Annotated in this window: 24 protein-coding genes; 10 read left to right on the forward strand and 14 right to left on the reverse strand. The window is 67.2% G+C overall.

Annotated features, from left to right (window positions below):
* The first annotated feature begins 25 nt into the window (after positions 1-25).
* Both EU513_RS01255 and EU513_RS01260 read left to right on the forward strand, forming a co-directional pair.
* Complete coding sequence (locus tag EU513_RS01255) at positions 26-823, forward strand: 2-phosphosulfolactate phosphatase (RefSeq protein ID WP_129624025.1); 798 nt, start codon at positions 26-28, stop codon at positions 821-823.
* Entirely contained in the window at positions 820-1,188 is a 369-nt protein-coding gene (locus tag EU513_RS01260) for a metallopeptidase family protein (protein ID WP_129624026.1), read from the forward strand. Before EU513_RS01255 ends, EU513_RS01260 begins: the two co-directional genes overlap by 4 nt.
* A gap of 65 nt (positions 1,189-1,253) precedes the next feature.
* On the opposite strand, the gene EU513_RS01265 is transcribed toward EU513_RS01260, so the two are convergent.
* From EU513_RS01265 to EU513_RS01285, 5 genes are all read right to left on the reverse strand, one after another.
* Entirely contained in the window at positions 1,254-1,667 is a 414-nt protein-coding gene (locus EU513_RS01265; protein ID WP_129624027.1) for a cytochrome c oxidase subunit 4, read from the reverse strand.
* Positions 1,664-3,391, reverse strand: coding sequence for a cytochrome c oxidase subunit I (gene ctaD / locus EU513_RS01270; protein ID WP_129624028.1), 1,728 nt, complete (start codon positions 3,389-3,391; stop codon positions 1,664-1,666). Before ctaD ends, EU513_RS01265 begins: the two co-directional genes overlap by 4 nt.
* Complete coding sequence (gene coxB / locus EU513_RS01275) at positions 3,391-4,317, reverse strand: cytochrome c oxidase subunit II (protein ID WP_370447328.1); 927 nt, start codon at positions 4,315-4,317, stop codon at positions 3,391-3,393. The genes ctaD and coxB overlap by 1 nt, the downstream gene beginning before the upstream one ends.
* 125 nt (positions 4,318-4,442) lie before the next feature.
* Complete coding sequence (gene aat, locus EU513_RS01280) at positions 4,443-5,120, reverse strand: leucyl/phenylalanyl-tRNA--protein transferase (protein ID WP_129624029.1); 678 nt, start codon at positions 5,118-5,120, stop codon at positions 4,443-4,445.
* A gap of 19 nt (positions 5,121-5,139) precedes the next feature.
* Positions 5,140-6,120: a carbohydrate kinase family protein gene (locus EU513_RS01285; protein ID WP_129624030.1), complete on the reverse strand. Its 981-nt coding sequence runs from the start codon at positions 6,118-6,120 to the stop codon at positions 5,140-5,142.
* Between the two features lie 76 nt (positions 6,121-6,196).
* Here EU513_RS01285 and EU513_RS01290 point away from each other — a divergent pair, with 76 nt between their 5' ends.
* Positions 6,197-7,690, forward strand: coding sequence for a serine hydrolase (locus tag EU513_RS01290; RefSeq protein ID WP_129624031.1), 1,494 nt, complete (start codon positions 6,197-6,199; stop codon positions 7,688-7,690).
* A gap of 64 nt (positions 7,691-7,754) precedes the next feature.
* Here the strand turns inward: EU513_RS01290 and erpA are convergent, their stop codons facing one another.
* The 5 genes from erpA to EU513_RS01315 all read right to left on the reverse strand — a co-directional run bounded on the left by erpA (position 7,755) and on the right by EU513_RS01315 (position 12,567).
* Complete coding sequence (erpA, locus tag EU513_RS01295; protein ID WP_129624032.1) at positions 7,755-8,132, reverse strand: iron-sulfur cluster insertion protein ErpA; 378 nt, start codon at positions 8,130-8,132, stop codon at positions 7,755-7,757.
* 122 nt (positions 8,133-8,254) lie between these two features.
* Positions 8,255-9,334, reverse strand: coding sequence for a glycerate kinase (locus EU513_RS01300; RefSeq protein WP_129624033.1), 1,080 nt, complete (start codon positions 9,332-9,334; stop codon positions 8,255-8,257).
* Between the two features lie 46 nt (positions 9,335-9,380).
* Complete coding sequence (locus EU513_RS01305) at positions 9,381-10,070, reverse strand: M50 family metallopeptidase (RefSeq protein WP_168990091.1); 690 nt, start codon at positions 10,068-10,070, stop codon at positions 9,381-9,383.
* Between the two features lie 63 nt (positions 10,071-10,133).
* Complete coding sequence (locus EU513_RS01310; RefSeq protein ID WP_129624035.1) at positions 10,134-11,222, reverse strand: glutathione S-transferase family protein; 1,089 nt, start codon at positions 11,220-11,222, stop codon at positions 10,134-10,136.
* Positions 11,215-12,567 (reverse strand): dipeptidase, encoded by a 1,353-nt coding sequence (locus tag EU513_RS01315; RefSeq protein ID WP_255407400.1) that lies wholly within the window; start codon positions 12,565-12,567, stop codon positions 11,215-11,217. Before EU513_RS01315 ends, EU513_RS01310 begins: the two co-directional genes overlap by 8 nt.
* 111 nt (positions 12,568-12,678) lie before the next feature.
* Between EU513_RS01315 and EU513_RS01320 the strand changes: the two genes are divergently transcribed.
* Entirely contained in the window at positions 12,679-13,275 is a 597-nt protein-coding gene (locus tag EU513_RS01320; RefSeq protein ID WP_239702018.1) for a DUF3043 domain-containing protein, read from the forward strand.
* 76 nt (positions 13,276-13,351) lie between these two features.
* Positions 13,352-14,179, forward strand: a complete 828-nt coding sequence (locus EU513_RS01325; RefSeq protein ID WP_129624036.1) for an NAD(P)-dependent oxidoreductase — start codon at positions 13,352-13,354, stop codon at positions 14,177-14,179.
* A 74-nt stretch (positions 14,180-14,253) separates the two neighbouring features.
* On the opposite strand, the gene EU513_RS01330 is transcribed toward EU513_RS01325, so the two are convergent.
* Positions 14,254-14,442 carry a hypothetical protein gene (locus EU513_RS01330; protein WP_129624037.1) on the reverse strand — a complete coding sequence of 63 codons (189 nt, stop codon included), beginning with the start codon at positions 14,440-14,442 and terminating at the stop codon, positions 14,254-14,256.
* Between the two features lie 98 nt (positions 14,443-14,540).
* On the opposite strand from EU513_RS01330, the gene EU513_RS01335 reads away from it, so the two are divergent.
* Positions 14,541-15,170 (forward strand): DUF937 domain-containing protein, encoded by a 630-nt coding sequence (locus EU513_RS01335; protein ID WP_129624038.1) that lies wholly within the window; start codon positions 14,541-14,543, stop codon positions 15,168-15,170.
* 59 nt (positions 15,171-15,229) lie between these two features.
* Here the strand turns inward: EU513_RS01335 and EU513_RS01340 are convergent, their stop codons facing one another.
* On the reverse strand, positions 15,230-16,378 hold the full coding sequence (locus EU513_RS01340; protein WP_129624039.1) for an NADP-dependent malic enzyme: 1,149 nt from the start codon (positions 16,376-16,378) through the stop codon (positions 15,230-15,232).
* Positions 16,379-16,673: 295 nt separating this feature from the next.
* Here EU513_RS01340 and EU513_RS01345 point away from each other — a divergent pair, with 295 nt between their 5' ends.
* Complete coding sequence (locus tag EU513_RS01345; protein WP_129624040.1) at positions 16,674-17,222, forward strand: bifunctional adenosylcobinamide kinase/adenosylcobinamide-phosphate guanylyltransferase; 549 nt, start codon at positions 16,674-16,676, stop codon at positions 17,220-17,222.
* Between the two features lie 60 nt (positions 17,223-17,282).
* On the opposite strand, the gene gcvT is transcribed toward EU513_RS01345, so the two are convergent.
* Entirely contained in the window at positions 17,283-18,389 is a 1,107-nt protein-coding gene (gcvT, locus tag EU513_RS01350; protein ID WP_129624041.1) for a glycine cleavage system aminomethyltransferase GcvT, read from the reverse strand.
* Between the two features lie 103 nt (positions 18,390-18,492).
* Between gcvT and EU513_RS01355 the strand changes: the two genes are divergently transcribed.
* The gene (locus EU513_RS01355; RefSeq protein ID WP_129624042.1) at positions 18,493-19,989 is read left to right on the forward strand and encodes a leucyl aminopeptidase; all 1,497 of its coding nucleotides are present in this window, start codon (positions 18,493-18,495) and stop codon (positions 19,987-19,989) included.
* An 82-nt stretch (positions 19,990-20,071) separates the two neighbouring features.
* Here the strand turns inward: EU513_RS01355 and EU513_RS01360 are convergent, their stop codons facing one another.
* Positions 20,072-20,257, reverse strand: coding sequence for a DUF5302 domain-containing protein (locus EU513_RS01360; RefSeq protein WP_129624043.1), 186 nt, complete (start codon positions 20,255-20,257; stop codon positions 20,072-20,074).
* Between the two features lie 205 nt (positions 20,258-20,462).
* Between EU513_RS01360 and lpdA the strand changes: the two genes are divergently transcribed.
* Together lpdA and sucB are read left to right on the forward strand one after the other, a co-directional pair.
* Positions 20,463-21,842 (forward strand): dihydrolipoyl dehydrogenase, encoded by a 1,380-nt coding sequence (lpdA, locus tag EU513_RS01365; protein WP_129624044.1) that lies wholly within the window; start codon positions 20,463-20,465, stop codon positions 21,840-21,842.
* 44 nt (positions 21,843-21,886) lie between these two features.
* Positions 21,887-23,836, forward strand: a complete 1,950-nt coding sequence (gene sucB, locus EU513_RS01370; protein ID WP_129624045.1) for a 2-oxoglutarate dehydrogenase, E2 component, dihydrolipoamide succinyltransferase — start codon at positions 21,887-21,889, stop codon at positions 23,834-23,836.
* Positions 23,837-23,848: the final 12 nt, after the last annotated feature.

The following is a 23,848-nucleotide window of genomic DNA, read 5'->3' on the forward strand; positions in this document are numbered from 1 at the left end:
ACACCGACGAACCGGCTGATCACCTATGAAGAATGCGGACAATCCCGCTCTCCTGCAAGGTCATTGGCCGGTTCGTTGTGTCTGGGGTGGCTCGGGCGCGCGGCACATGGCCCTCGAGGCGAAGGCACCGTTGCTCGCCGTCGTGGTGGACGTGTGCAGTTTCAGCACCTGCGTCTCGCTGGCAACCGATCGAGGCGCGGTCGTCTACCCGTACCGATGGCGCGACTCCGGTGCCGCCCGTCTGGCCGAGAAGACCGGAGCGGTGCTGGCCAGTCAACGGCATGAGCGCGGGGTCGGAGATCCGCCCGGACAATTGTCGCTGTCCCCCGCCTCGATCCTGGCCGCAGAACCCTTCAAGGCCCTGGTGCTTCCCTCCCCCAACGGCTCGACGATCAGCGCTGCCCTGGCGGAGACCGGGGCCGAGGTCGTCGTGGGCTGCCTGCGCAATGCGCGTGCAGTCTGCGAGCATGCCGCCACGCACCTGGAGAACGGCGGCGAAGTGCTGGTCGTGCCGGCCGGCGAACGCTGGCCCGACGGCACGATGCGCGTCGCCAGCGAAGATCTCTGGGGCGCCGGCGCCATCCTGTGCGGGCTGCCCGCCGAAGCTCGCTCCCCCGAAGCTGAGGTCGCCGTGGAGGCGTACCGCGCGGTGAAACGTACATTGGCCGGCCGGTTGAAGACCATCAGCAGTGGCATCGAGCTCATCTCCAGGGGTTATGGCGACGACGTCAACCTCATCGGTCAGCTGAACGCCAGTAACGGCGTCCCCAAGCTTGTCGACGGCGCCTTCCAGGCGACGCGTCAGCCACGCCAGTTGACGTGACCGTCCCGCTGTCCCGCGCGGACTTCGAGGACGCCGTCGCCGATGCCCTCGACGAGATCCCGCAGGACCTCTTCGACCGCCTGGACAACGTCGTCATCCTGATCGAGGACGAGCCGACGGACGAACAACGTGGTGAACACGCCGAGCTGCTGGGCCTGTACGTCGGTATCCCGCTGCCCCAGCGCATGGACAGCTACATGTACGGCTCCTTGCCCGACCGCATCTTCCTGTTCCAGGGCCCGCTCACCCGGCACAGCCGTGACCGGGCCGACCTCATCGAACAGATCCGCGTCACCACGCTGCACGAGATCGGCCACTACTTCGGCATCGACGACGACCGTCTGCACGAACTCGGCTGGGGCTGAGCATCACCGCACGCGAGAGCCCCGGCCGAGTGGGCCGGGGCTCGTCGTGTTGTCTTGTGCGTGCGTCAGACGGAGTCCTCACCGCGGAAGAACTCGAAGGTCCAACCGATCGCACCGATGACCAGGACCGGCATCGAGATGATGACGATCCACCAACCGACGGCGGCACCGAACATCACCAGCGCGCACCCGAAAGCCAGGATCAGCGGCCACCACGAGTGCGGCGCGAAGAAGCCGAAGTCACCTTCGACGTCCGAGATCTCGCCGTCGGGGTCGTCGTCCGGACGCGGGTCGCTCTTCTTGCCGGAAAGGGAGAAGAAGAAGCCGCACATGAAACACAGACCGGCGGTCAGCAGCAGGCCGGCAACCCCGACCGGCTCGATACCTCGAGCGTCCCGCATGGTGAAGAAGGTGTAAATCGCGAACACCAGCAGGATGAAAATGCCGATCCCGTAGAAGAGCCTTGCTTCGGTCTTCATCGCACGTCACCTTCCCGTCCGGCGGAGATGTCAGCCAGAACCTTCTTCGATGCCGAGACGGACGGCGGTGCCGCCTCGGGGTGGTTGAGGTCGAACGCCGGACGCTCCGAGCGGATCCGCGGGATGCGGTCGAAGTTGTGACGTGGCGGCGGGCAGGAGGTCGCCCACTCCAGCGAGGCGCCGTAGCCCCACGGGTCGTCGGTCTCCACCATCGGAGCGGTGCGCCAGGTCTTCCACACGTTGTAGAAGAACGGCAGCATCGAGACGCCCAGGATCATCGAACCGACGGTCGAAACCTGGTTCATGAACTGGAAGCCGTCCTCCGGCAGGTAGTCGGCGTACCGGCGCGGCATGCCGTCGACACCCAGCCAGTGCTGGATGAGGAAGGTCATGTGGAAGCCGATGAACAGCAACCAGAAGTGGATCTTGCCGAGGGTCTCGTCCAGCATCCGACCGGTGAACTTGGGCCACCAGAAGTAGAAGCCGGCGAACATCGCGAACACGACGGTGCCGAAGATCACGTAGTGGAAGTGCGCGACCACGAAGTAGGAGTCGGTCAGCGAGAAGTCCAGGGCCGGGCTGGCCAGGATGACACCGGTTAGACCGCCGAACAAGAAGGTCACCAGGAAGCCGAGCGCCCACAACATCGGAGTCTCGAAGGTGATCGATCCGCCCCACATGGTGCCGATCCAGTTGAAGAACTTCACACCGGTCGGGACGGCGATGAGCATCGTCATCACCGCGAAGAACGGCAACAGCACCTGCCCGGTCGCGTACATGTGGTGGGCCCAGACGCTCACCGACAGAGCGGCGATGGCGACGGTGGCCATGACCAGACCCTTGTAGCCGAAGATCGGCTTACGGCTGAACACCGGCAGGATCTCGGAGATGATACCGAAGAACGGCAGGGCGATGATGTAGACCTCTGGATGCCCGAAGAACCAGAACATGTGTTGCCAGAGCATCGCTCCACCCGTTTCAGGGTCGAAGACATGTGCACCGAACACCCGGTCCATGCCGAGGCCGAACATTGCGGCGGCCAGCACCGGGAACACGATCAGCGCCAGGATCGAGGTGATCAGCACCGTCCAGGTGAACATCGGCATGCGGAACATCGTCATACCGGGCGCACGCATGCACACGATCGTGGTGATGAAGTTGACCGAACCGAGGATCGTGCCGAAACCACCGAGGCCGAGGCCGAAAACCCAGAGGTTTCCGCCGAGACCGGGGCTGAAGGTGGAGTTGCTCAGCGGGGCGTACGCGAACCAACCGAAGGCGGCCGCACCCTGCGGGGTCAGGAAGCCGAACGCGGCGATGAGTCCACCGAACAGGTACAGCCAGTAGGCGAACATGTTCAGGCGCGGGAACGCGACGTCCGGAGAACCGATCTGCAGCGGCACCAGCGCGTTGGCGAAGCCGGCGAACAGCGGCGTCGCGAACAACAGCAGCATGATCGTGCCGTGCATGGTGAACAACTGGTTGAACTGCTCGGGGTTGTCGACGACCGACAGACCCGGCGCCCACAACTCTGCGCGGATCATCAGGGCGAGCACGCCACCGAGAAGGAAGAACAGGAAGGAGGAGATGAAGTAGAGGTTGCCGATGACCTTGTGGTCGGTGGAGGTGATCCACTTGACCACGGTGCGGCCGGGGTGACGCTGCGGCGGACCCTTGGGGGTGTCGCCTCCGAGCTGGGCTCCGACCGGAGTGGTGGTTGCCATTACTTGGTTCCTTCCACGACGTCCTGCTGGTCGAACCCGGCGGGCAGGTACTGCTGCTCACCCGGTGCGAAGGTCGAGCCCTTGCGCGCCATCGAGTTGGACAGGAATCCGTTGTAGCCACGGTCCTTGAGCGACTGGATGTGCTTGTTGTAGTCGGCCTCGCTGACGACCTTCACGTTGAAGAGCATCTGCGAGTGGTAGGCGCCGCAGAGTTCGGCGCACTTGCCCTTGTAGGTGCCGATTTCGGACGGGGTGACCTGGAACTTGTTCACCCGGCCCGGAATCATGTCCATCTTCTGCAGGAACTGGATCACCCAGAAGGTGTGAATGACGTCGCGAGCAGTCAGCACGAACTCGACCCGCTTGTTCACGGGGAGGTAGAGCGTCGGGATCGTCGTCTCCGCGCCCGGCTTGCCGTCCATGACGGCCTGGGTGCCCACGTCGTATGCCTTCTCGTCGACGTAGTTGAAGTCCCAGCTCCACTGCTTGCCGACGACATTGACCGTCACGTCGGGCTTCTTGGAGGTGTCGAGCATCTTGTTCTCGATCTCGACCGTCTTGCCGAACAGCACCGCGACCATCAGGATCGGCACGACCGTGAAGAGGATCTCGATCGGCACGTGGTAGGCGATCTGCGGCGGAAGACCGGTGTCGGTCTTCTTACGGCGGTAGCGCGCCATGCACCAGAACATCAGCGCCCACACGAAAACACCGACGCCCATGGCCCACGCCCAGGTCGCGACCCAGAAGTCGGTGATCTCCGGTGAGAGCTCGGTGACGCCCTTGGGCAGGAAGCCCCGCTCTTGGTATTCGGTGCAGCCGCTGAGCAGCAGCGCTGCGCCACCGAGGCAGACCGCGCGGATCATGTGCGTCCGCGTCCGCTGACGTGAAGACCCCACGGAGGGGTTTGTCTTGGTTCCAGGCACGCTGAAACCATATCCCAACCTCGTTCGTTTGCGCGGCCAGGGTGGGCCGGTCGGCCTGTCCTGTCACCGGATCGATGCGTATCCGGCACGTCCTGCTTGGGACGCTCCCGCGGGAATCGGTGCGATCAGACGAAACCGGCGGGCGGACGCTGCAAGAGCGCTGTCTCGAGCAACGCCCGGTACCGCTCACGAGACACCGATCGGACGCCCTGCCTGGCTAGGTGCGGCGTCTGCCACTGCACGTCGAAGAGGCGGTTCTCCCCCGCGTCGTCGAACACCAGATCGACCGCCGCCCAGAGCGCGACCTTGCTGCCGTCGGTGACCCGATGGAACATCGACTCCCCGGAGAACAGCCCGCCGACGGACACCCCGTACAACCCGCCGACCAGGTCGCCGTGCTTCGACCAGACCTCGATCGAGTGCGCCCGACCGAGTGCGTGCAGACGTCCGTAGGCCTGCGCGATGGTGTCGGTGATCCAGGCGCCCGAGCGGGAGGGGTCGGCGCAGCCGGCGACGACCTCGTCGAACGCGGCGTCGACGGTGATCTCGAACTGCGGCCGGCTTCGGCGCAGTGACCGGGACACATGGTGGTCGCCGTGCAGCAGGACGCCGCGCGGGCTGGGTGACCACCAACCCATCGGCGGTGCGCCCCCCTCACTCATACCCATCGGGAAGAACCCGTGCCGGTAGGCGTCCACCAACGTGGCAGGGGCGAGATCCGCACCACCGATGACAAAGTCACCGGAGTGCGGCGGGATGTCGACCTCGAAGTCGTACCGCGAGGGCGGGAGTTCTGCCGGCATCGGACTGACCAGGCCCGGCTCAAGCCTTCTTCAGGTGCGCCTCGATGTCGGCGTGGGCGTCGGCGCCGTACGCCTGCTCGAAACGGTCGAGGAACTCGGCGTGCTTCAGCTCGTACTCCTGGGTGCCGACGGTCTCCACAACGTAGGTGGCGAGCATCGAGCCCACCTGAGCACACCGCTCGAGGGGGAGTTCCCAGGCCAGACCGCACAGGAAACCGGCGCGGAAGGCGTCCCCGACACCGGTCGGATCGGCCTTGGTGCGCTCCCCCGCGACACCGACCTCGATGGGCTCTTCGCCGTGACGCAGCACGACGGCGCCGTCCTTGCCCTGGGTCATCACCTGTACGCCGACCCGACCGAGCACCTCGTCCGCGCTCCAGCCGGTCTTCTGCTGGACCAATTGCGCCTCGTACTCGTTGGTGAACAGGTAGGCGGCGCCGTCGATGAGTTCGCGGATCAGCGGTCCGTCACCGAACGCGAGTTGCTGCGAGGGGTCGGCGACGAAGTCGATGCCGCGGTTGCGGCACTCGCTGGTGTGGCGGCGCATCGCCTCGGGGTCGTTGGGGCCGATGAGCACCAGGTCGAGGCCACCGAGGCGAGCCGCCACGGGCGCCAGTTCGATCTCGCGCGCCTCGGTCATCGCGCCGGCGTAGAAGGTCGCCATCTGGGCCATGTCGTTGTCGGTGGTGCACACGAACCTCGCCGTGTGCTTGGTCTCGGACGTGTGCACCGACTCGCAGTCGACGTCATGGCGCTCGAGCCACGACCGGTAGTCGGCGAAGTCCTCGCCCACCGCACCGACCAGGGCCGGACGCACACCGAGGTTGCCCATACCGAATGCGATGTTCGCCGCCACGCCACCGCGGCGGATCTGCAGGTCCTGCGCCAGGAAGCTCACCGAGATCTTGTCGAGCTGCTCGACCACCAGCGAGTCGGCGAAGCGGCCGTCGAAGGTCATCAGGTGGTCGGTGGCAATGGAACCGGTGACGGCGATCTTCATGGGCTGCAACCTACCGGCCGGCCCATTCGTGATGAGAATCCGGGCGTGGACAGGCTGGTCTGGATAGCGTGGGCGCGTGACTCACGCGATTGCCTTCCCCACCGCACCACCGGCGTCCGTCGGGGTCGACGCCGCCGGGATCCACAGGTTCGTGGACGCCACCGAACGGGCCGGTTGCGACCTGCACTCGCTGATGATCGCGCGTGAAGGAAAGTTGATCGCGCAGGGCCACTGGTCGCCCTACACCGCCGACCGCGTCCATCTCCTCTACTCCTGCAGCAAGATGTTCACCGCCACCGCGGTCGGCCTGCTGGTCGACGCGGGCGAACTCGACCTGCGTGATCGAGTGCTGGAGAAGTTGCCGTGGTGGTTGCTCAAGACCGACCGTTCACGGATCGACCCGGCGTGGTTCGACGTCACGATCGCGCACTGTCTGTCGATGACGGTGGGTCACGACGACGACGCCTGGCGACGCGGCACCGAAGGCGCGTTCGCCGCCGACGGGAAGCCGGCGGACGTCGACTGGATCGACCTGATCCTGCGTACCCGACTCGACCACGAACCGGGGTCTACCTTCGCCTACAACCAGGTCGCCACCTACCTGCTGTCGCGCGTCGTGGCCCACGTCAGCGGCGAGGGCCTGCTGCCGTACCTGCGTCCTCGGCTGCTCGATCCACTCGGCATCGGCCCGGTCATCACACAGACGGACGCTGCTGGAAATGCCTTGGGGTTCACCGGAATTCACGCGGCGACCGATGCGCTGCTCAAGCTCGCTCAGCTCTACCTCGACGAGGGCGTCTGGCGTGGGGATCGGATCCTGTCGGCTGACTGGGTGCGCCGCGCACGAGTGCCGTTCGGGCCGTCCAACCGTGATCCGCAGGCCGACCCGGACTGGGATCAGGGCTACGGGTTCGGCCTGTGGTGCGCCCGGCACGGCTATCGCGGCGACGGTGCGTTCGGGCAGTTCGCGATCGTTCTTCCCCAGCAACGGACGGTGGTCGCCATGACGGCCGAGACGGTTGACATGCAGCGCATCCTCGACCTGCTGTGGGAGCACGTGCTGCCGGCGATCGACCGCCCCGGCGATCCGGAGGCGGATGCGACGCTTGCCGATCGACTGTCGACCCTGACACTCGACATTGACGAAGTGGGTCCGTTCGACGCACCCGCCGGCGAACACCGCTGGGTCCGAGCCGAACTCATCGGCGCGCAGGTCGATCCGTATTCGGGTGCGGGACGGTTCCCTGAGCACTGGAGCGACGCGACGGTGAGCGTGGCGGACGGCCGGACCACCGTCGCGCTGGAGGCACGCGTCGGCGCCTTCGAACTCACCGTCACTGCGGCCACCTGGACGCAGACGACGTGGACCTTCCCGCACGGCGCGTCGATGCCCGTGCTGGCACGCGGTGGGTGGCAGACGCCGACCCGATTCGTCGCCGATGTGATCGCGATCGAATCGCCGCACCGCTTCCGGTTCGTCGCGGATGCCGAAACAGGCACGTTCGACCTCGGGTGGCGCCTGCCACCGCTCACCGGTACCGAACCCGCGTTGCTCGCGCCGAGGACGTGAGAAAACGACCGAGCCCCGGACACCGCGAGGGTGTCCGGGGCTCGATGCTTGCTGTGGAAGCGGCTCAGCTGAAGGAGTCGCCGCACGCGCAGCTGCTGCCGGCGTTCGGGTTGTCGATCGTGAAGCCCTGCTTCTCGATGGTGTCGGCGAAGTCGATCGTCGCACCCAGCAGGTACGGCGAGCTCATCCGGTCGACGACGACCTCGACACCGCCGAAGTCGCGCACGAGGTCACCGTCGAGGGTGCGCTCGTCGAAGTACAGCTGGTAGATCAGGCCGGAGCAGCCGCCGGGCTGCACGCCGACACGGAGGCGCAGGTCGTCGCGACCCTCCTGTTCGAGCAGGCTCTTCACCTTGGCCGCGGCGACATCGGTCAGCTCCACACCGTGCGTTTCCGTCTGCGTGTCGGTCTGGGCCTCGGTCGCATTGCTGTCGATGCTCATGTCTCACATTTCCTTTGCGGGCGAGTGCATTCGGGCTGAACCGCCGGTTTCGGCGCCGGTCCAGGCGTCCGGGGTGTGTAACGAGAAGGTCGGCCAGAATCTTCCCGTTCGTTCGGACGTACCTAGGGTACGTCGGTTCTCGGGGGTGGTGTCCACGTGCCCGCCACTCGGCGAGCCAGACCCGGCAGTGATTCGGCGAGCTCGGCCGCCGACGCGGGTACGGGACGCATCCAGCCGGACTTGTTGACCGAGTACGCACCTTGGACACCGAGCGACATCTGTTCCCGGCGGCCGACATGCACCTCGTCGGCGAGCACCACGGCCGGGGTCGCTGCCGTAGCGGCGGCCGAGGTCACCTCGGCCAGCACGCTGTGTTCGAGCACCCGCCAGTCGAAGACCTGGGTCGCTGTGACCACGAGGTCACAGTGCGTGATCTTCTCGGCGAGGCCGGTCTGCCCCGCGACGTAGGTAGGACCGGCGACCAGCTGTGCGCCCAGCGCGAACAACAGGAAACCCAAACCACCGGCCGCACCGGCCCCCCGCTCCTTCTCCGGGCGAATCGGCTTGCCCTGCAACAGGTCTCGCCGTGCGGGTATTGCCGCGCGGACGACGTCCAGCCACTCGCCCATCGCCTGCTCGGCGGCTTGGGCATCGGTCTTGTCGAGTCCCAGTTCCTCGATCGCCGGGTAACACGCCCCGTGGAAGCCGAGCAGTTGCCGGTCTGTGTTCGCGACGGCGGTGACCGTCGTGTCGGCGAGCAACTCACGGGCCCGGCGCACACCGTCCGCGTCCGCCGACCCGGCAAGAGCCCGGACGAATCCGCGGCCGCCGTCGAGACTGCGAACACCGCCGAGTCCGATGACCAGCGTCCGCACGCCGTCGGCGAGCAGCGAGGCCACCGCAGCACCGAGCGGCGCGGAGTCTTCTCCCCCGGCAGCCTCCGCCTCGGCCGAGTCGATCCAGGCTCGCGAGCGGTCCGCAGACAGGAAGGCCGCAACCGCGGCTGCCTCGGCGTCGACCACGATCGGTTGTGCGTGCTGCGCGGAGCCGAGCACCTGGGCTGTTCCGATGCCGCCGTCCGCCTGCGGTGCGGTCACCACCTCGACGTGTGGGCTCGCCTCTCGCCAGGCGTTGGCGATCGCCGATGCAGCCTCACCCGCTCCGAGCCGGCCGAACGGTCCGGGTGCCACGAGTACTCGCATGACCGCTATTCCACCGCACGGCAGAGCCGACCGTTCAACGGGTGACTCAGGCGGTCAACCGCAGACCGCCGACGACGCCGGTCGCCACGGTCACCAGCAGCATCAGCGTCCACCAGATGACAGCGGGAACGGGCGTGATCGCGGCGAGTTGGTCGACGTCGGTGCGGCTACGGTCGCGTCGGCGCGCCTTCCACAGGCCGACCATCCCCCAGGGTCCGCTGAGCAGCAGGAACCAGGCCAGGGTGCCCGCCACCGTCGACCGCACGAGGTCCGTGCCGAACCAGGTGATCAACCCGAGCCCGACGCCGAACGCGAGCACCACCCACAGGCCGTGCAGGTTGCGTATCTGCAGCAGGATCGCTGCACAGAGCAGGACCACACCCCACAGGTAGGCGTTCGACCATCCGTTCGGCACCGCGTACGCGCCGGCAAGCCCGACCAGGCCAGGGGTCACATATCCGGCGAAGAGGGTGGCGACCATGCCCGCGCCGGACGGACGGCCGCGGGAGACCGAGACGCCCGAGGCGTCGGAGTGCAGGCGGATGCCGTGCAGAGATCGCCCCGCGGCGATCGCGACGAACGCGTGACCGCCCTCGTGCATCAGGGTCACCAGGTGACGGGTCAGGGCAGAGACCTCCCGCACCAGCAACGCCGCCAGCGCCACCGCGGCGCACACGAGAAGGATCGTGCGGTCGGGCGGCGTCGTGGCGGCGATCCGGTCGAGAAGGTCGTTCACGAACCGCTCAACGTCGATGAATCGCGTTGAGTGCCGATGTGATCCGACTGTGGGTCAGCTGTGTCAGGCCCCCGGGGTTCGCACCAGGAGCTGTCCGTCGTCACCCAGCAACGGGTTGTGCGCCACCGGCACGCGCTCCGCAACAGGCACCTCACCCGGGGCGGTGCCTTCGCCGTACGGGCTGCCACCGAGTCCTTCGCGGCCGTGCGGCTCGCCCCAGCCGAGCAGGTTCGGCCCCTTGGGGACGATGCCCGTCGGGTTCACGTCGTTGTGCACCACGTAGTAGTGCTGCTTGATCTGCTGGAAGTCGACGGTGTCGCCGAAACCGGGCGTCTGGAACAGGTCGCGCGCGTATGCCCACAGGATCGGCATCTCGGTCAGTTTCTGTCGGTTGCACTTGAAATGGCCGTGGTAGACGGGGTCGAAGCGGACCAGCGTGGTGAACAGCCGGACGTCAGCCTCGGTGATCGTGTCGCCCATCAGGTACCGCTGGTCCGCCAGGCGCTCGCTGACCCAGTCCAGGGCGGTGAACAGCCGGTCGTACGCTTCCTCGTACGAGCTCTGCTCCCCCGCGAATCCGCACCGGTACACACCGTTGTTGATCTCGGTGTAGATGCGCCGCATCACCGGCTCCATCTCTTCGCGCAGCGCCTCGGGGTAAAGGTCGGGCGCACCCTCGCGGTGGTACTGCGTCCACTCGGTGGAGAAGTCGAGCGTCATCGGCGGGAAGTCGTTGGTGACGACCTTGCCGGACTCAATCTCGACCATTGCGGGGACGGTGATGCCGCGCGGGTAGCCGGGCTCGCGCTTGTCGTACGCGTCCTTGAGCTTGGGAATGCCCAGGACCGGGTCGACCTGACCTTCGTCGAGGTCGAAGGTCCAGCTGTCGGAGTCGTGGGTCGGGCCGGTCAGACCCATCGACAGCACGTCCTCCAGACCGACCAACCGCCGCACGATGATGGTCCGGTTCGCCCACGGGCAGGCGCGCGCGGCGACCAGGCGGTAGCGGCCGGGTTCGACCGGCCACACCTCGACGCCCGCGTCCTTGATCTCACGGGCGAGGTCACTGTCGGTGTCGGCCAGGATGCGGTCGCCGATGTAGCGGGTGTCCCGCTCGTAGGTGCTCTCGATGTATCCCTTGCGTTCAGTCATCACGACCTCCAAGTCGTTCCAGCAACAAAGCTTCGGCCAGGCAGACGCGTTCGAACTCGCCCAGGTGCAGCGACTCGTTGGCTCCGTGGGCACGCGAGTCGGGATCCTCGACGCCGGTCACCAGGATCGCCGCATCCGGGAACTTCTCGGCGAACGCGGCCACGAACGGGATCGATCCGCCGACCCCGATGTCTACCGGCTCCTGTCCGTCCCACGCGTCCTGGAACGAACTGCGGGCGATGTCGTAGATCGGCCCCTGCGCGTCCGCGGCGAAACCGGCGCCCTCGTCGTCCAGGCTCACCTCGACGACCGCGCCCCAGGGCGTCGTCTTCTCGATGTGCTGTCGCAGCAGGTCATAGGCGTGCCGCGGGTCCTCGTCGGCCGCCAGGCGCATCGAGACCTTGGCGCGCGCCGACGGCACGAGCGTGTTGGACGCGGTGTCGACGGACGGCGCGTCGATGCCGATCGTGGTGATGCTTGGTTTGGTCCACAGCCTCGACAGGATCGAGTCCGAACCGATCGGCGAGACCGTGTCGAGCAGACCGCTCTCGGCTCGCAGACGAGCCTCGTCGTAATCGAGTTCGGCGGCCAGCCCCTGCGAAAGTCCTTGCACCGCAACGTTTCCTTGGTCGTCGTGCAACCCGGCAAGGATACGGACGAGCGCGGTGATCGCGTCCGGGACGGCACCGCCGTACATACCGGAGTGGATCGCGTGGTCGAGGGTCTCGACCTGGATCGCGACACGGACCATCCCGCGCAGGGTGGTGGTGAGGGCCGGGACACCGACCTCCCAGTTGGTTGAGTCGGCGAGCACGATCGCGTCGGCGCGCAGCAGGTCGCCATGCTTGTCGAGGATCGTCGCGAGCGAGTCGGAGCCGATCTCCTCCTCACCCTCGACGAACACGTTGACCCCCACCGGCGGCTTGCCGTCGTGGGCGCGGATCGCGGCGAGGTGCGCCATCACGCCGGCCTTGTCGTCGGCTGCACCACGGCCGAACAGACGTCCGTCACGTTCGGTCGGCTCGAACGGCGCAGTATCCCAGTCCTTGTCGTCACCGGGTGGCTGGACGTCGTGGTGGGCGTACAGGGTGATGGTCGGAGCGCCTTCGGGTGCGGCCAGCCGTCCGATGACCGCCGGACGCCCACCCTCGCGGACGATCTGCACCTCCAACCCCTCGGCTCTGAGCAGATCGGCGACGGCGTCCGCGCTCTTTTCGACCTGCGCCTGGTCGAAGGAATCGAGCGAGACGCTCGGGATGCGGGTCAGGGCTTCGAGATCGGCACGCACCTGCGGCATGAGTTCTCGGACGCGGTCACGCAGGGATTCGACTCGATCAGTGGTCACCCTTCCACCGTATCCGCCCGGAAGTCCGCGGTCCGGCGAGGTCAGCGCCACGAACCTGGACTTGCGGGTGTGGTCGGGCGCATCGTCGAACGCACCGTAAGATCGTGGATTGTGTTCGGCCGTAAGAAGGAATCCCAGCAGCCCACCGTCGAGGATCACGAGATCCGGGAGTCGGTGAGCGAGAACGGCGTCCCCGGCAAGAAGGGCCGGCCGACCCCGAAGCGCCGCGATCAGCAGGCCGCCCGCCGTCAGCCGTTGGTACCGGCCGACCGTGATGCCGCCAAGAAGAACGCCAAACAGGAAGCACGCCTCGAGCGGATGAGGCAGAAGGACGCGTTCGCCCGCGGCGAAGAGAGCGCACTGCCCAAGCGCGACCGTGGTCCGATCAAACGGTTCATCCGCGACACGGTCGACAGCCGCTGGAACATCGGCGAAATCCTGCTCCCGCTCATGCTGATCGTGCTGGTGATGACGGTCATCCCGAACCGCAACTTCCAGATCGCCTCGCTGATCCTGGTCTGGCTGGTCATCGTGGTCGGCATCGTTGACTGCGTCCTGTTGTGGCTGCGCCTGAAGAAGAAGATCCGTGCCCGGTTCGGCGAGGACCCGCCGAAGGGTTCGAAGTCCTACGCGATCATGCGCGCTTTCCAGATGCGCCTGTCGCGCATGCCGCGCCCGCAGGTCAAGCGCGGCGAAGCTCCCCGCTGAGTCCGAGCCTCCGGCCGGGCGGACATTTGTTGAACCGAGTTCTCGAAGAGAACCGCTGAACGCCAAGGAGACTCACATGGCAAGCACCACCATCGCCGGACGCACCATCCTGATGTCCGGCGGTAGCCGCGGCATCGGGCTCGCGATCGCACTGCGGGCAGCGCAGGACGGCGCGAACGTCGTCCTGCTGGCCAAGACCGACCAACCGCACCCCAAACTCGAGGGCACCGTTCACACCGCTGCCGCCGAGATCGAGGCGGCCGGTGGCCAGGCGTTGGCGGTCGTGGGCGACGTCCGCGACGAGAACTCCGTCCGATCGGCCGTCGAGCAGGCGGTGTCGCGGTTCGGCGGCATCGACATCGTCGTCAACAACGCGAGCGCCATCGACCTGTCACCGGTGAGTTCGTTGCCGATGAAGAAGTTCGATCTCATGCACCAGATCAACGCTCGCGGCTCATACCTGCTCGCAGCCGCGGCGCTCCCCCAACTTCAGCGCTCCGAGCACGCCCACATCCTGACCCTCTCGCCGCCGATCAACCTCGACCCGAAGTGGGCCGGGCGGCACCTCGGCTACACGATGGCGAAGTACGGCATGAGCCTGGTGACCCTCGGCCTGGCCGAGGAACTGCGCGGCGCCGGGATCGCGGCGAACAGCCTGTGGCCGCGCACCCTCATCGCAACTGCAGCCGTCCAGAACCTGCTCGGCGGCGACGAGGCGATGACCAAGAGCCGCTCCCCGCAGATCGTCGCCGACGCCGCACACGCGATCCTGGTGCGCGACCCGCGCGAGTGCACCGGCAACTTCTTCATCGATGAAGAGGTGTTGCGCGAGGAGGGCGTCACCGACCTGCTGCAGTACGGCGGCACCGACGACCAGCTCGAGCTGGACATCTTCCTCGACTGATCAGGCGCGCGGGGTCTCGGGATCTACGGGCGTCCTGACGCGCGCGGATCTCGATACCCCTGGCGTCTGGGTAATCAGTTCTGCGACAACGGCATCGGGCCGTACACGTCGAACTCACCCTGCCGCAGCGTGACCGCGGTGACGCCTTGGTCGGCGAGTTCCTGCCAACTCTCCGACAGCCACGCCTCGGCCTCGGCCTGCGTCGGAAAGGCGGCGGATGCGTCCTGCTCGCCACCGGTGTAGGTCCACGTCCATTCGTTCATGAATCGACCGTAAACGTTCGCGCTACCCACACGGGTGGCAGCGCACTAGGGTTGCTCGGAACGTCGTCGACGGCGACGACACCGGACCAGGAGTTTCCATGGACGCACGCCAGGACATCCTCTCCCAGCTCCCGATGGACCGCCTCGCGCAGCAGATCGGCGCCGATGAGGCGAGCACCCGTCAGGCGGCCGAGCAACTGATCCCCACCCTTCTCGGTGGCATGCAGGTCAACGCCCAGGACGAACGCGGCGCACAGTCATTGCTCGATGCCCTCGGCGAGCACCAGGGCACTACTCCCTCACTGGACGCCGTGGACCCGCGCGAGGGTCAGAAGATCGTCAGCCACGTCTTCGGTCCGAACCAGGACGAGGTAGCCAACCGCCTCGGCGGGCTCGAGGGTGGGGCGAGCAGCGACCTGATCAAGAAGCTGCTGCCGATCCTCGCGCCGATCGTGCTGAACTACATCGCCGGCAAGGTGCTCGGCGGAGGTGGACTCGGAGGTGGACTCGGCGGCGGACTCGGCGGCGGTCAGCCCGCACCGCAGCAGCCGGGTCAGTCCGCACCGGACGCGGGTCAGAGCCAACCGGGTGGTGGCGGACTCGCCGACATCCTCGGCAGCATCCTGGGCGGCATGGCCGGCGGACAGGGCGGTCAGGCCGGCGGGTCGAGCCTGCCGGGCGGACTCGGCGACATCCTGGGCGATCTCCTCGGCGGCGGACGCCGCTAGAACCCCACACATGCAAAATCCGGGTGAGCCGCTGAGGCTCACCCGGATTTCGTTGTGTCTCAAGCCAGGTCGGCGACGGCCTTGGCGACTGTCGGGGCGACGCGGTCATCGAACGCACTCGGCACGATCTCGGTCGCGGACGGCTCGTCCACCAAGGACGCGATCGCTTCTGCCGCAGCGATCTTCATCGCCTCGGTGATCTGCGGAGCCCCGGAGTCGAGCGCGCCGCGGAACAGTCCCGGGAACGCGAGCACGTTGTTGATCTGATTCGGGAAGTCCGACCGGCCGGTGGCGACGACCGCTGCGTACTTCTGCGCGACCGTCGGGTGCACCTCGGGATCGGGGTTGGCGAGCGCGAAGATGATGCAGTTGTCGGCCATCTTGGCCACGTCCGACTCCGGCACAGTGCCACCGGAGACGCCGACGTAGACGTCCGCGTCGAGCAGGGCGTCGCCGAGCTTGCCGCGCAACCCGAGGGGGTTGGTCGTCGCGGCGAGCTTGCGCTTGATGTCGGTGAGGTCGGTGCGCTGCGGCTCGATGATCCCGCGCGAGTCGCACACCACGAGGTCGTCGATGCCGGCCCGCCGGAAGATGTTCGCGATCGCGACACCGGCCGCGCCCGCACCACCGATGACGACGCGCAGACTCGACAGTTCGCGTCCGACGACCTTCGCGGCATTGATCAGCGCAGCCAACGCGACGATCGCGGTGCCGTGCTGGTCGTCGTGGAACACCGGGATGTCCAGGCGCTCCTTGAGCTGGCGCTCGATCTCGAAGCAGCGAGGCGCCGAGATGTCCTCGAGGTTGATGCCGCCGTAGGTCGGTGCCAGGCGGACGACGGCCTCGACGATCTCCTCGACGGTGCCCGTCTCCAGACATACCGGCACGGAGTCGACGTTCGCGAAGTGCTTGAACAACACCGCCTTGCCCTCCATCACCGGCAGGGCCGCGACCGGCCCGATGTCACCGAGACCCAGCACCGCGGTGCCGTCGGTGACGACCGCGACGGTGTTGCGTCGCGTCGTGTACTCGAACGACAACTGCGGGTCCTGGGCGATGGCGCGGCACACGTCGGCAACGCCGGGGGTGTACAGCAGAGCAAGGTCCTTGCGGTCACGCAAGGGCTTGCTCGGAACGGACTCCAGCTTGCCGCCCTCGTGGGCGGCGAACACGGGTCCAGAGGTATCGGGGCGTGAGGGATGAGTCATAGCAGACAAAGGTCTCCACCTTCGAAGATCGGCTCGTCGATGAGCACCGGCTTGGGAGCCGGACTGTTGAGCGGTCGATCGCCGGGGTGGCGGCGCACTTCCGTGAGATTCGAAACGCGAGGTTGGCCCGCGTACGTCCCGTCAGTGTTTCACAGGGATGCCCGAGCTGTCAGTCGGGACACGACATATACCCGCGTGCTGACGCAGGCCTTTGCCGGAGGCTGCACCACCGGAAGTACCCTGTACGACGCAGCCCGCGACCGGTGCTCCACCGGTGCACTCAGGAGGGGAACGAATGACGACCACACTCGTACTCGGCGGAACGCGCAGCGGCAAGGCCCAGTACGCGCGGCGTTTCCTACCTGCGGACGGGGCGGTCACCGTCATCAACGCCGGCGGCGAGGCAGCACGTTCGGGACGGGCGGCGCATATCCACGGTCCGCGCGAACAGGTGCACGTGAGCGACTCCTGGAACGTCACCGACTCCCTCGACGTCACCCGAGCGATCCTGCGCACCCGCAACCCGGTACTCGTCGACTGCCTGGGCACCTGGGTGGTCGGTCTGCTCAACGAGTGGCAGACCTGGGACGACCCGCAGCAATCACTCGAACGGATCGAGCAGGCTGCGTACGAGTTGGCCGCGCTCTGGTCGGACGCCCCGTACGACGCCGTCGCCGTCTCGCACGAGGTCGGTTTCTCGCCGCTGTCGCCCGACCCGCAGGCCCGCGTCTACCAGGAGTGCCTCGGTCGGGTGAACACCATCATCAGCCAGGCCAGCCGGCGAACGCATGTGGTGATCGCCGGACGCGTCCTTGACCTGTCGGACGCTCCCGCCATCCACTGACCTCCCGAAAAAAATCCGCGCACCCGGTTGCGGGTGCGCGGATTTCTCGTACTGACGTGCTCAGTCGGTCTCGACCTGGACGAACGGCGGCTTGACCACCTTCGCCTCGACGCCGCGGCCGCGGACGTCGATGGTGACCTGGGTGCCCTCGGTGATGTCGCGGTCGAGCAACGCGAGCGCGATGCCTTGCTTCAGCGTCGGTGACATCGTGCCGGAGGTGACCTCACCGATGACCTTCCCGTCGGAATCCTTCACCTCGCAGTGCGCACGCGGGATGCCGCGGCCGGTGACCAGCAGACCCCAGGTGAGGCGGTAGTCCTTCGCGGCCTTCTGCTTCTCGAGCACGTCCTTGCCCCAGAACGCGTCCTTCTTCCACCCGACGGCCCAGCCGGAGCGCGCCATGTTGGGGGTGATGTCCATCGACAGATCGTTGCCGTGCAGCGGGTACCCCATCTCGGTGCGCAGCGTGTCGCGGGCGCCGAGCCCGCACGGCAGACCACCGAACGGCTCCATCGCCTCGACGAGGGCGTCCCAGACGGCGGGAGTGTCCTGCCAGCGCGGGACGAGTTCGAAGCCCTTCTCGCCGGTGTATCCGGAACGCAGCACGATGACGGGCTTGCCGTTCCAGTCGGCCTCGGCGAACGACATGTACTCCAGGTCGGTCGGCAGGCCGAGCGCCTCGACGACCTCGAATGACTTGGGACCCTGGACGGCGATGACGCCGTACTCGGTGTGCTGGTCGGTGACCGTGACGCCTTCGGGCAGCTTCTCGTTCAAACGGCGCACGACCTCGGCGGTGTTGGCCGCGTTCGGGACCAGAAAAACCTCGTCGTCGCTGCGCAGATACTGGATGAGGTCATCGACCACGCCGCCGGTCTCCTCGTCGCAGCACATCGTGTACTGGGCCTTCGGCGGGGAGATCTTGCGCAGATCGTTGGTGAAGCAACTGTTGACGAAGTCGGCCGCGCCGGGACCCTTCACCAGCGCCTTGCCGAGGTGGCTGACGTCGAAGATGCCGACGGCCTCACGGACCGCGGTGTGCTCGCGCAGCACTCCGCCGCCGGGATACTCGATCGGCATCTGCCAGCCACCGAAGTCGGCCATCTTCGCGCCGAGCGCCTGGTGGCGGTCGTGCAACGGGGAAGCTTTCAAGGATGCGTCACTCATGGGGCGAACCTACCGGTGGTTCGCCCGCGTATTGTCGCGGGTGGGCAACCGAGCAGTACGCCGACAACACCACCGTAGAAGTACTCCGAGAGGACACTCACCCGTGACCACAGTGACCCTGACCGACCGTCCCGCCGACAAGGTCTCGGCGCCCGTCCTGGTCGTGATGACCCTCGCCGTCGACGGCAAGGCGAGCGTTTCCGGCGCGAACCTCGACCCGGCGGTGGCCGAGTCCGTGAACCAGGCGCTCTCCGTCCTCGGCGCCTCCGGTACGGCCGACGAGATCGTGAAGCTGACCGGCATCGCCGGCACGAGCGGGTACGTCGTCGCAGCCGGGTCCGGTCTCGACCACGAGCCGGTCGACACCGACGTCGAGGCGGTCCGTCGCGCCGCCGGTTCGGCCGCTCGCGCCCTGCCGGACGTGGCCCACGCGTCCTTCGGTTTCCCCAGTGACACCGCGGCGCTGACGGTCGCGGCCGTCGAGGGTCTGCGCTTCGGCGCCTACGAGTACACCTCCTACCGCGCCACCGGCGCCAAGCCCAAGCCGCTGGCGAAGGCGTCCGTGTCCTCGTCGGTCGCGAAGGCGTCCACCACCAAGACCGGGGTGAAGCGCGCACAGATCCTCGCCGACGAGCAGGCCTGGGCCCGCGACCTGGTCAACATGCCCCCGCTCGACCTCTACCCGGCCTCCTTCGCGGCCGAGGCCAAGCGGCACTTCGCCGGCACCGAGGTCAAGGTGCAGGTGCTGGACGAGAAGGCGCTCGCCCGTCAGAACTGCGGCGGCCTGGTCGGTGTCGGACGCGGTTCGTCGCGTCCGCCGCGCCTGGTCACCCTCACCTACAAGCCGGCCAAGGCCAAGGCGCACATCGCGCTCGTCGGCAAGGGCATCACGTTCGACAGCGGTGGCCTGTGCATCAAGCCGGCGACCGGCATGGTGACGATGAAATGCGACATGGCGGGAGCCGCATCGGTGGCTGCGGCGACCGCTGCGATCGCGGCGCTCGGTCTGCCGATCGCGGTCACCACCTACCTGTGCCTCGCCGAGAACCTCACCGGCTCGGACGCCCAGCGCCCTGGTGACGTCGTGACCATGCCGAACGGCAAGACCGTCGAGATCATCAACACCGACGCCGAAGGCCGCCTGGTCATGGCCGACGGTCTGTGCTTCGCCTCGAAGGCCGACCCCGACCTGGTCGTCGATGTCGCGACCCTCACCGGCGCCGCCGTCCTGTCGCTCGGTCCGCGCACCACGGCCGTCCTGTCCAACGTCGACGGCGTGCGGGACGAGGTGTTGAACGCTGCCGCCACCGCCGGTGAGGCGATGTGGCCGATCCCGCTGCTGGACGAACTGCGTCCGCCGATGAAGTCGAACGTCGCCGACGTGAAGCACACCGGCGAGCGCATGGGCGGGATGATCACCGCCGCGTTGTTCCTGCGCGAGTTCGTCGGTGACGACACGTCCGGCGCGCAGCTGCCATGGGCTCACCTCGACATCGCCGGTCCGGCGTACAACGAGGCGGGCGCCTACGGCTACACCCCCGTCGGAGCCACCGGACACAGCGTCCGCACGCTGGTGGCGCTGGCCGAGGGACGCGCCTGATCGCTGTTTTCCGAACGACGAAGGACGCGCCACGGACATCCGTGGCGCGTCCTTCCTTGTTTCGGCCTGTTTGCCCGGTCTGTCAGCCGCCGGACTTGCGGCGGAACATCTGCTGCGTCCCCGAGGTCTCGGCGTCGTGCGTGCCGGCAACCTTGGAGTGCGCCGAGTGATCGGACACGTCCCGTCCGCCGTGCGCCTTCTTCTTGTCGAGGGCCTCGCGGAACTTCGCCTTCATCTCATCGCTGGGTGACGGCTTGTCGCCTGACATGTCCACTCCTTCTGCTCGGCTGGAAGACCATCGCGCAAGGTCTCCCGTGTCGGAACACTCTCGCACGGACGTGGCACCCGTTCCAGTGATTACTCTCCAGTTGACAACCACCTGTTCGGCGAATTCGGCGGCAGTGCCAAGATTGTCGGCGTCGACGATCTCGACGCGGTCCCCTGTGCGCAACCCCGTGAGGAGCTACGAGCCAATGGCGCGATCCACCGACCAGACCTACGACATCGTGATCCTGGGCGGAGGCAGCGGCGGTTACGCATGCGCGCTGCGGGCCGCCGAACTGGGTCTGAGTGTCGCGCTGGTCGAGAAGGACAAGCTCGGCGGCACCTGCCTGCACCGCGGCTGCATCCCGACCAAGGCGCTGCTGCATGCCGCCGAGGTCGCCGACTCCGCACGCGAAGGCGCGAAGTTCGGGGTCAATACCGCCCTCGAATCGATCGACATGGCGGGCGTGCACAAGTACAAGGACGGCGTCATCTCCCGTCTGCACAAGGGCCTGCAGGGCCTGGTGAAGTCGGCCGCCATCGACTACGTCGAGGGTGAGGGACGCCTGTCATCCCCCACCACGGTCACCGTCGGCGACCGCACACTGACCGGCAAGCACGTCGTCCTCGCCACCGGTTCGTACGCCAAGAGCCTGCCCGGTCTCGAGCTCGGGCCGCGGATCATGACCAGCGACCAGGCCCTGACGCTCGACTTCGTCCCGGAGAAGGTCGTCGTGCTCGGTGGCGGCGTGATCGGCGTCGAGTTCGCTTCGGTGTTCAACTCCTTCGGTGCTCAGGTCACCATCGTCGAGGCGTTGCCCCGCCTGGTCGCGGCCGAGGACGAAGCGATCTCCAAGCAGCTCGAACGCTCCTTCAAGAAGCGCAAGATCACCTCGAAGACCGGTGTGAAGTTCGCCGCTGCCACGGCGAGCGACGACGGCGTGAGCGTGCAGTTGGAGTCCGGTGAAACGATCGATGCCGACCTGTTGCTGGTGGCCGTCGGCCGCGGCCCGGTCACCGACGGGCTCGGCTACGAGGAGGCCGGCGTGAAGGTCGACCGCGGATTCGTCGTGGCCGACGAGCGCTGCCGCACCACTGTGGAGTCCGTGCGCGCGGTGGGCGACATCGTCCCCGGTCTGCAGTTGGCGCACCGCGGGTTCGCCCAGGGGATCTTCGTGGCCGAGGACATCGCCGGTCTCGAGCCTGCCCCGCTCGTGGAGAGCACCATCCCGCGCGTCACCTACTGCGACCCCGAGATCGCCTCGGTCGGCCTGACCGAGGAGCAGGCGAAGGCCGAGCACGGCGAGATCAGCACCTACGTGTACAACCTCGGCGGCAACGGCAAGAGCCAGATCCTGCAGACGCAGGGTTTCGTGAAGCTCGTCCGCGCCAAGGAGGGCGCCGTGGTCGGCGTCCACATGATCGGCGCCCGTATGGGCGAACAGGTCGGCGAGGCGCAGCTGATCGTCGGGTGGGAGGCACTGCCCGACGACGTCGCGTCGATGATCCACGCCCACCCCACCCAGAACGAGGCTCTCGGCGAAGCGCATCTCGCACTGGCCGGAAAGCCCCTGCATGCGCATGCATGAGACGAAGATGGACTTGAGCCACCCAACACAAGGAGACTGCACACATGTCTGAACGCGTGACGATGCCCGCACTCGGCGAATCCGTGACGGAAGGCACCGTCACCCGATGGCTGAAGAGTGTCGGCGACGAGGTGGCCGTCGATGAACCGTTGCTCGAGGTCTCGACCGACAAGGTCGACACCGAGATCCCTTCGCCGGTTGCCGGCACCCTGCAGGAGATCCTGGTCGAGGAGGACGAGACCGTTCCGGTCGGCGCCGACCTCGCAGTGATCGGCGACGGTGAGGCATCCGGCTCGTCCGACTCCTCCGACTCCGGCGAGGAGAGGGAAGAGCCGAAGGCGCAGGAGAAGACCGAGGAGAAGTCGGACGACTCGTCCGCCGGCTCCGAGGAAGCCGCGGCAGCCGAGGGCAAGGAAGAGGCCTCCGAGGAGACGGCCAAGGAAGAGGGCGCCGACCAGGCCGAGTCCGACTCCTCGTCGGAGTCGTCGTCGGAGTCGTCCGGCGGCTCTGGTGATGGCGACGTCGAGGGCGGCGAGACCATCAAGATGCCGGCTCTGGGCGAGTCGGTCACCGAAGGCACCATCACCCGCTGGCTGAAGGCCGAGGGCGATGACGTCGCTGTCGACGAGCCGCTGCTCGAGGTCTCGACCGACAAGGTCGACACCGAGGTGCCCTCCCCCGTGGCGGGCAAGCTGACCAAGATCCTGGTGCAGGAGGACGAGACCGTTCCGGTCGGCGCCGACCTCGCCGTCGTCGGCGGAGAAGCCGGCGGATCCCAGCCCAAGAAGGACGAGGCGCCCGCGAAGTCCGAGGAAAAGTCCGAGGAGCCGAAGCAGGACGCCCAGGAAGAGCCGAAGGCACAGGAGGAGTCGGGCGACACGCAGGACAAGGCCGCCGCTGCTGCCGAGAACAAGGAAGAGACTCCCGAGCCCGAGGCCGCCCCCGGCAAGGAGGACGAGGTCAAGGAGCAGAAGCAGGAAGCCGCACAGCAGCAGGAGCAGGCTCCCAAGCAGGACAAGAAGCCGGAGAGCACCGACGCGAAGCCCGCTTCGACCGCCGGTGACGCCGGGTACGTCACCCCGTTGGTGCGCAAGCTTGCCGAGCAGGCCGGAGTCGACCTGTCGTCGATCAAGGGGTCCGGTGTCGGTGGACGCATCCGCAAGCAGGATGTCCAGGCTGCCGCGGAGGCCGCGAAGGCGCCCGAGCAGCAAGAGGCTCCGGCCGCTTCGCAGGACGCACCGGCACCCGCCGCGTCCGGTGGCCAGTCGGCTCCGGCTGCGGTCTCGCCGAAGCGCGGCACGACCGAGAAAATGACCCGTATGCGCAAGCTGATCGCGACGCGCATGGTGGAGTCGCTGCAGGTTTCGGCCCAGCTGACCACGGTCGTCGAGGTCGACGTGACCAAGATCGCGCGTCTGCGTGACAAGGCGAAGGCCGGTTTCCAGCAGCGTGAAGGCGTCAAGCTCAGTTTCATGCCGTTCTTCGCGCTGGCGGCGGTGGAGGCACTCAAGGCGTACCCGCAGCTCAACGCGAGCGTGCAGGACGACTCGATCGTGTACCACCCCGCGGAGAACCTCGGCATCGCGGTCGACACCGAGAAGGGTTTGTTCGTCCCGGTCATCCAGAACGCCGGCGACCTGAACATCGCCGGTCTGTCGCGCAAGATCGCCGACCTCGCCGACCGTACCCGCGGCAACAAGATCACGCCGGACGAACTGGGCGGTGGCACGTTCACCCTCACCAACACCGGCAGCCGTGGTGCGCTGTTCGACACCCCGATCATCAACCAGCCGCAGGTCGGCATCCTGGGCACCGGCTCGGTGGTCAAGCGTGCGGTCGTGGTGCCGGACGGTGACGGTGGCGAGACGATCGCGATCCGCTCGATGGTCTACCTGGCCCTGTCGTACGACCACCGCATCGTCGACGGCGCCGATGCTGCGCGGTTCCTGACGCACATGAAGGAGCGCTTGGAAGAGGGCGCCTTCGAGGTCTGAGCAGCACCCGCT

This window comes from Yimella sp. RIT 621 (assembly GCF_004146205.1).
Lineage (GTDB): Bacteria > Actinomycetota > Actinomycetes > Actinomycetales > Dermatophilaceae > Yimella > Yimella lutea.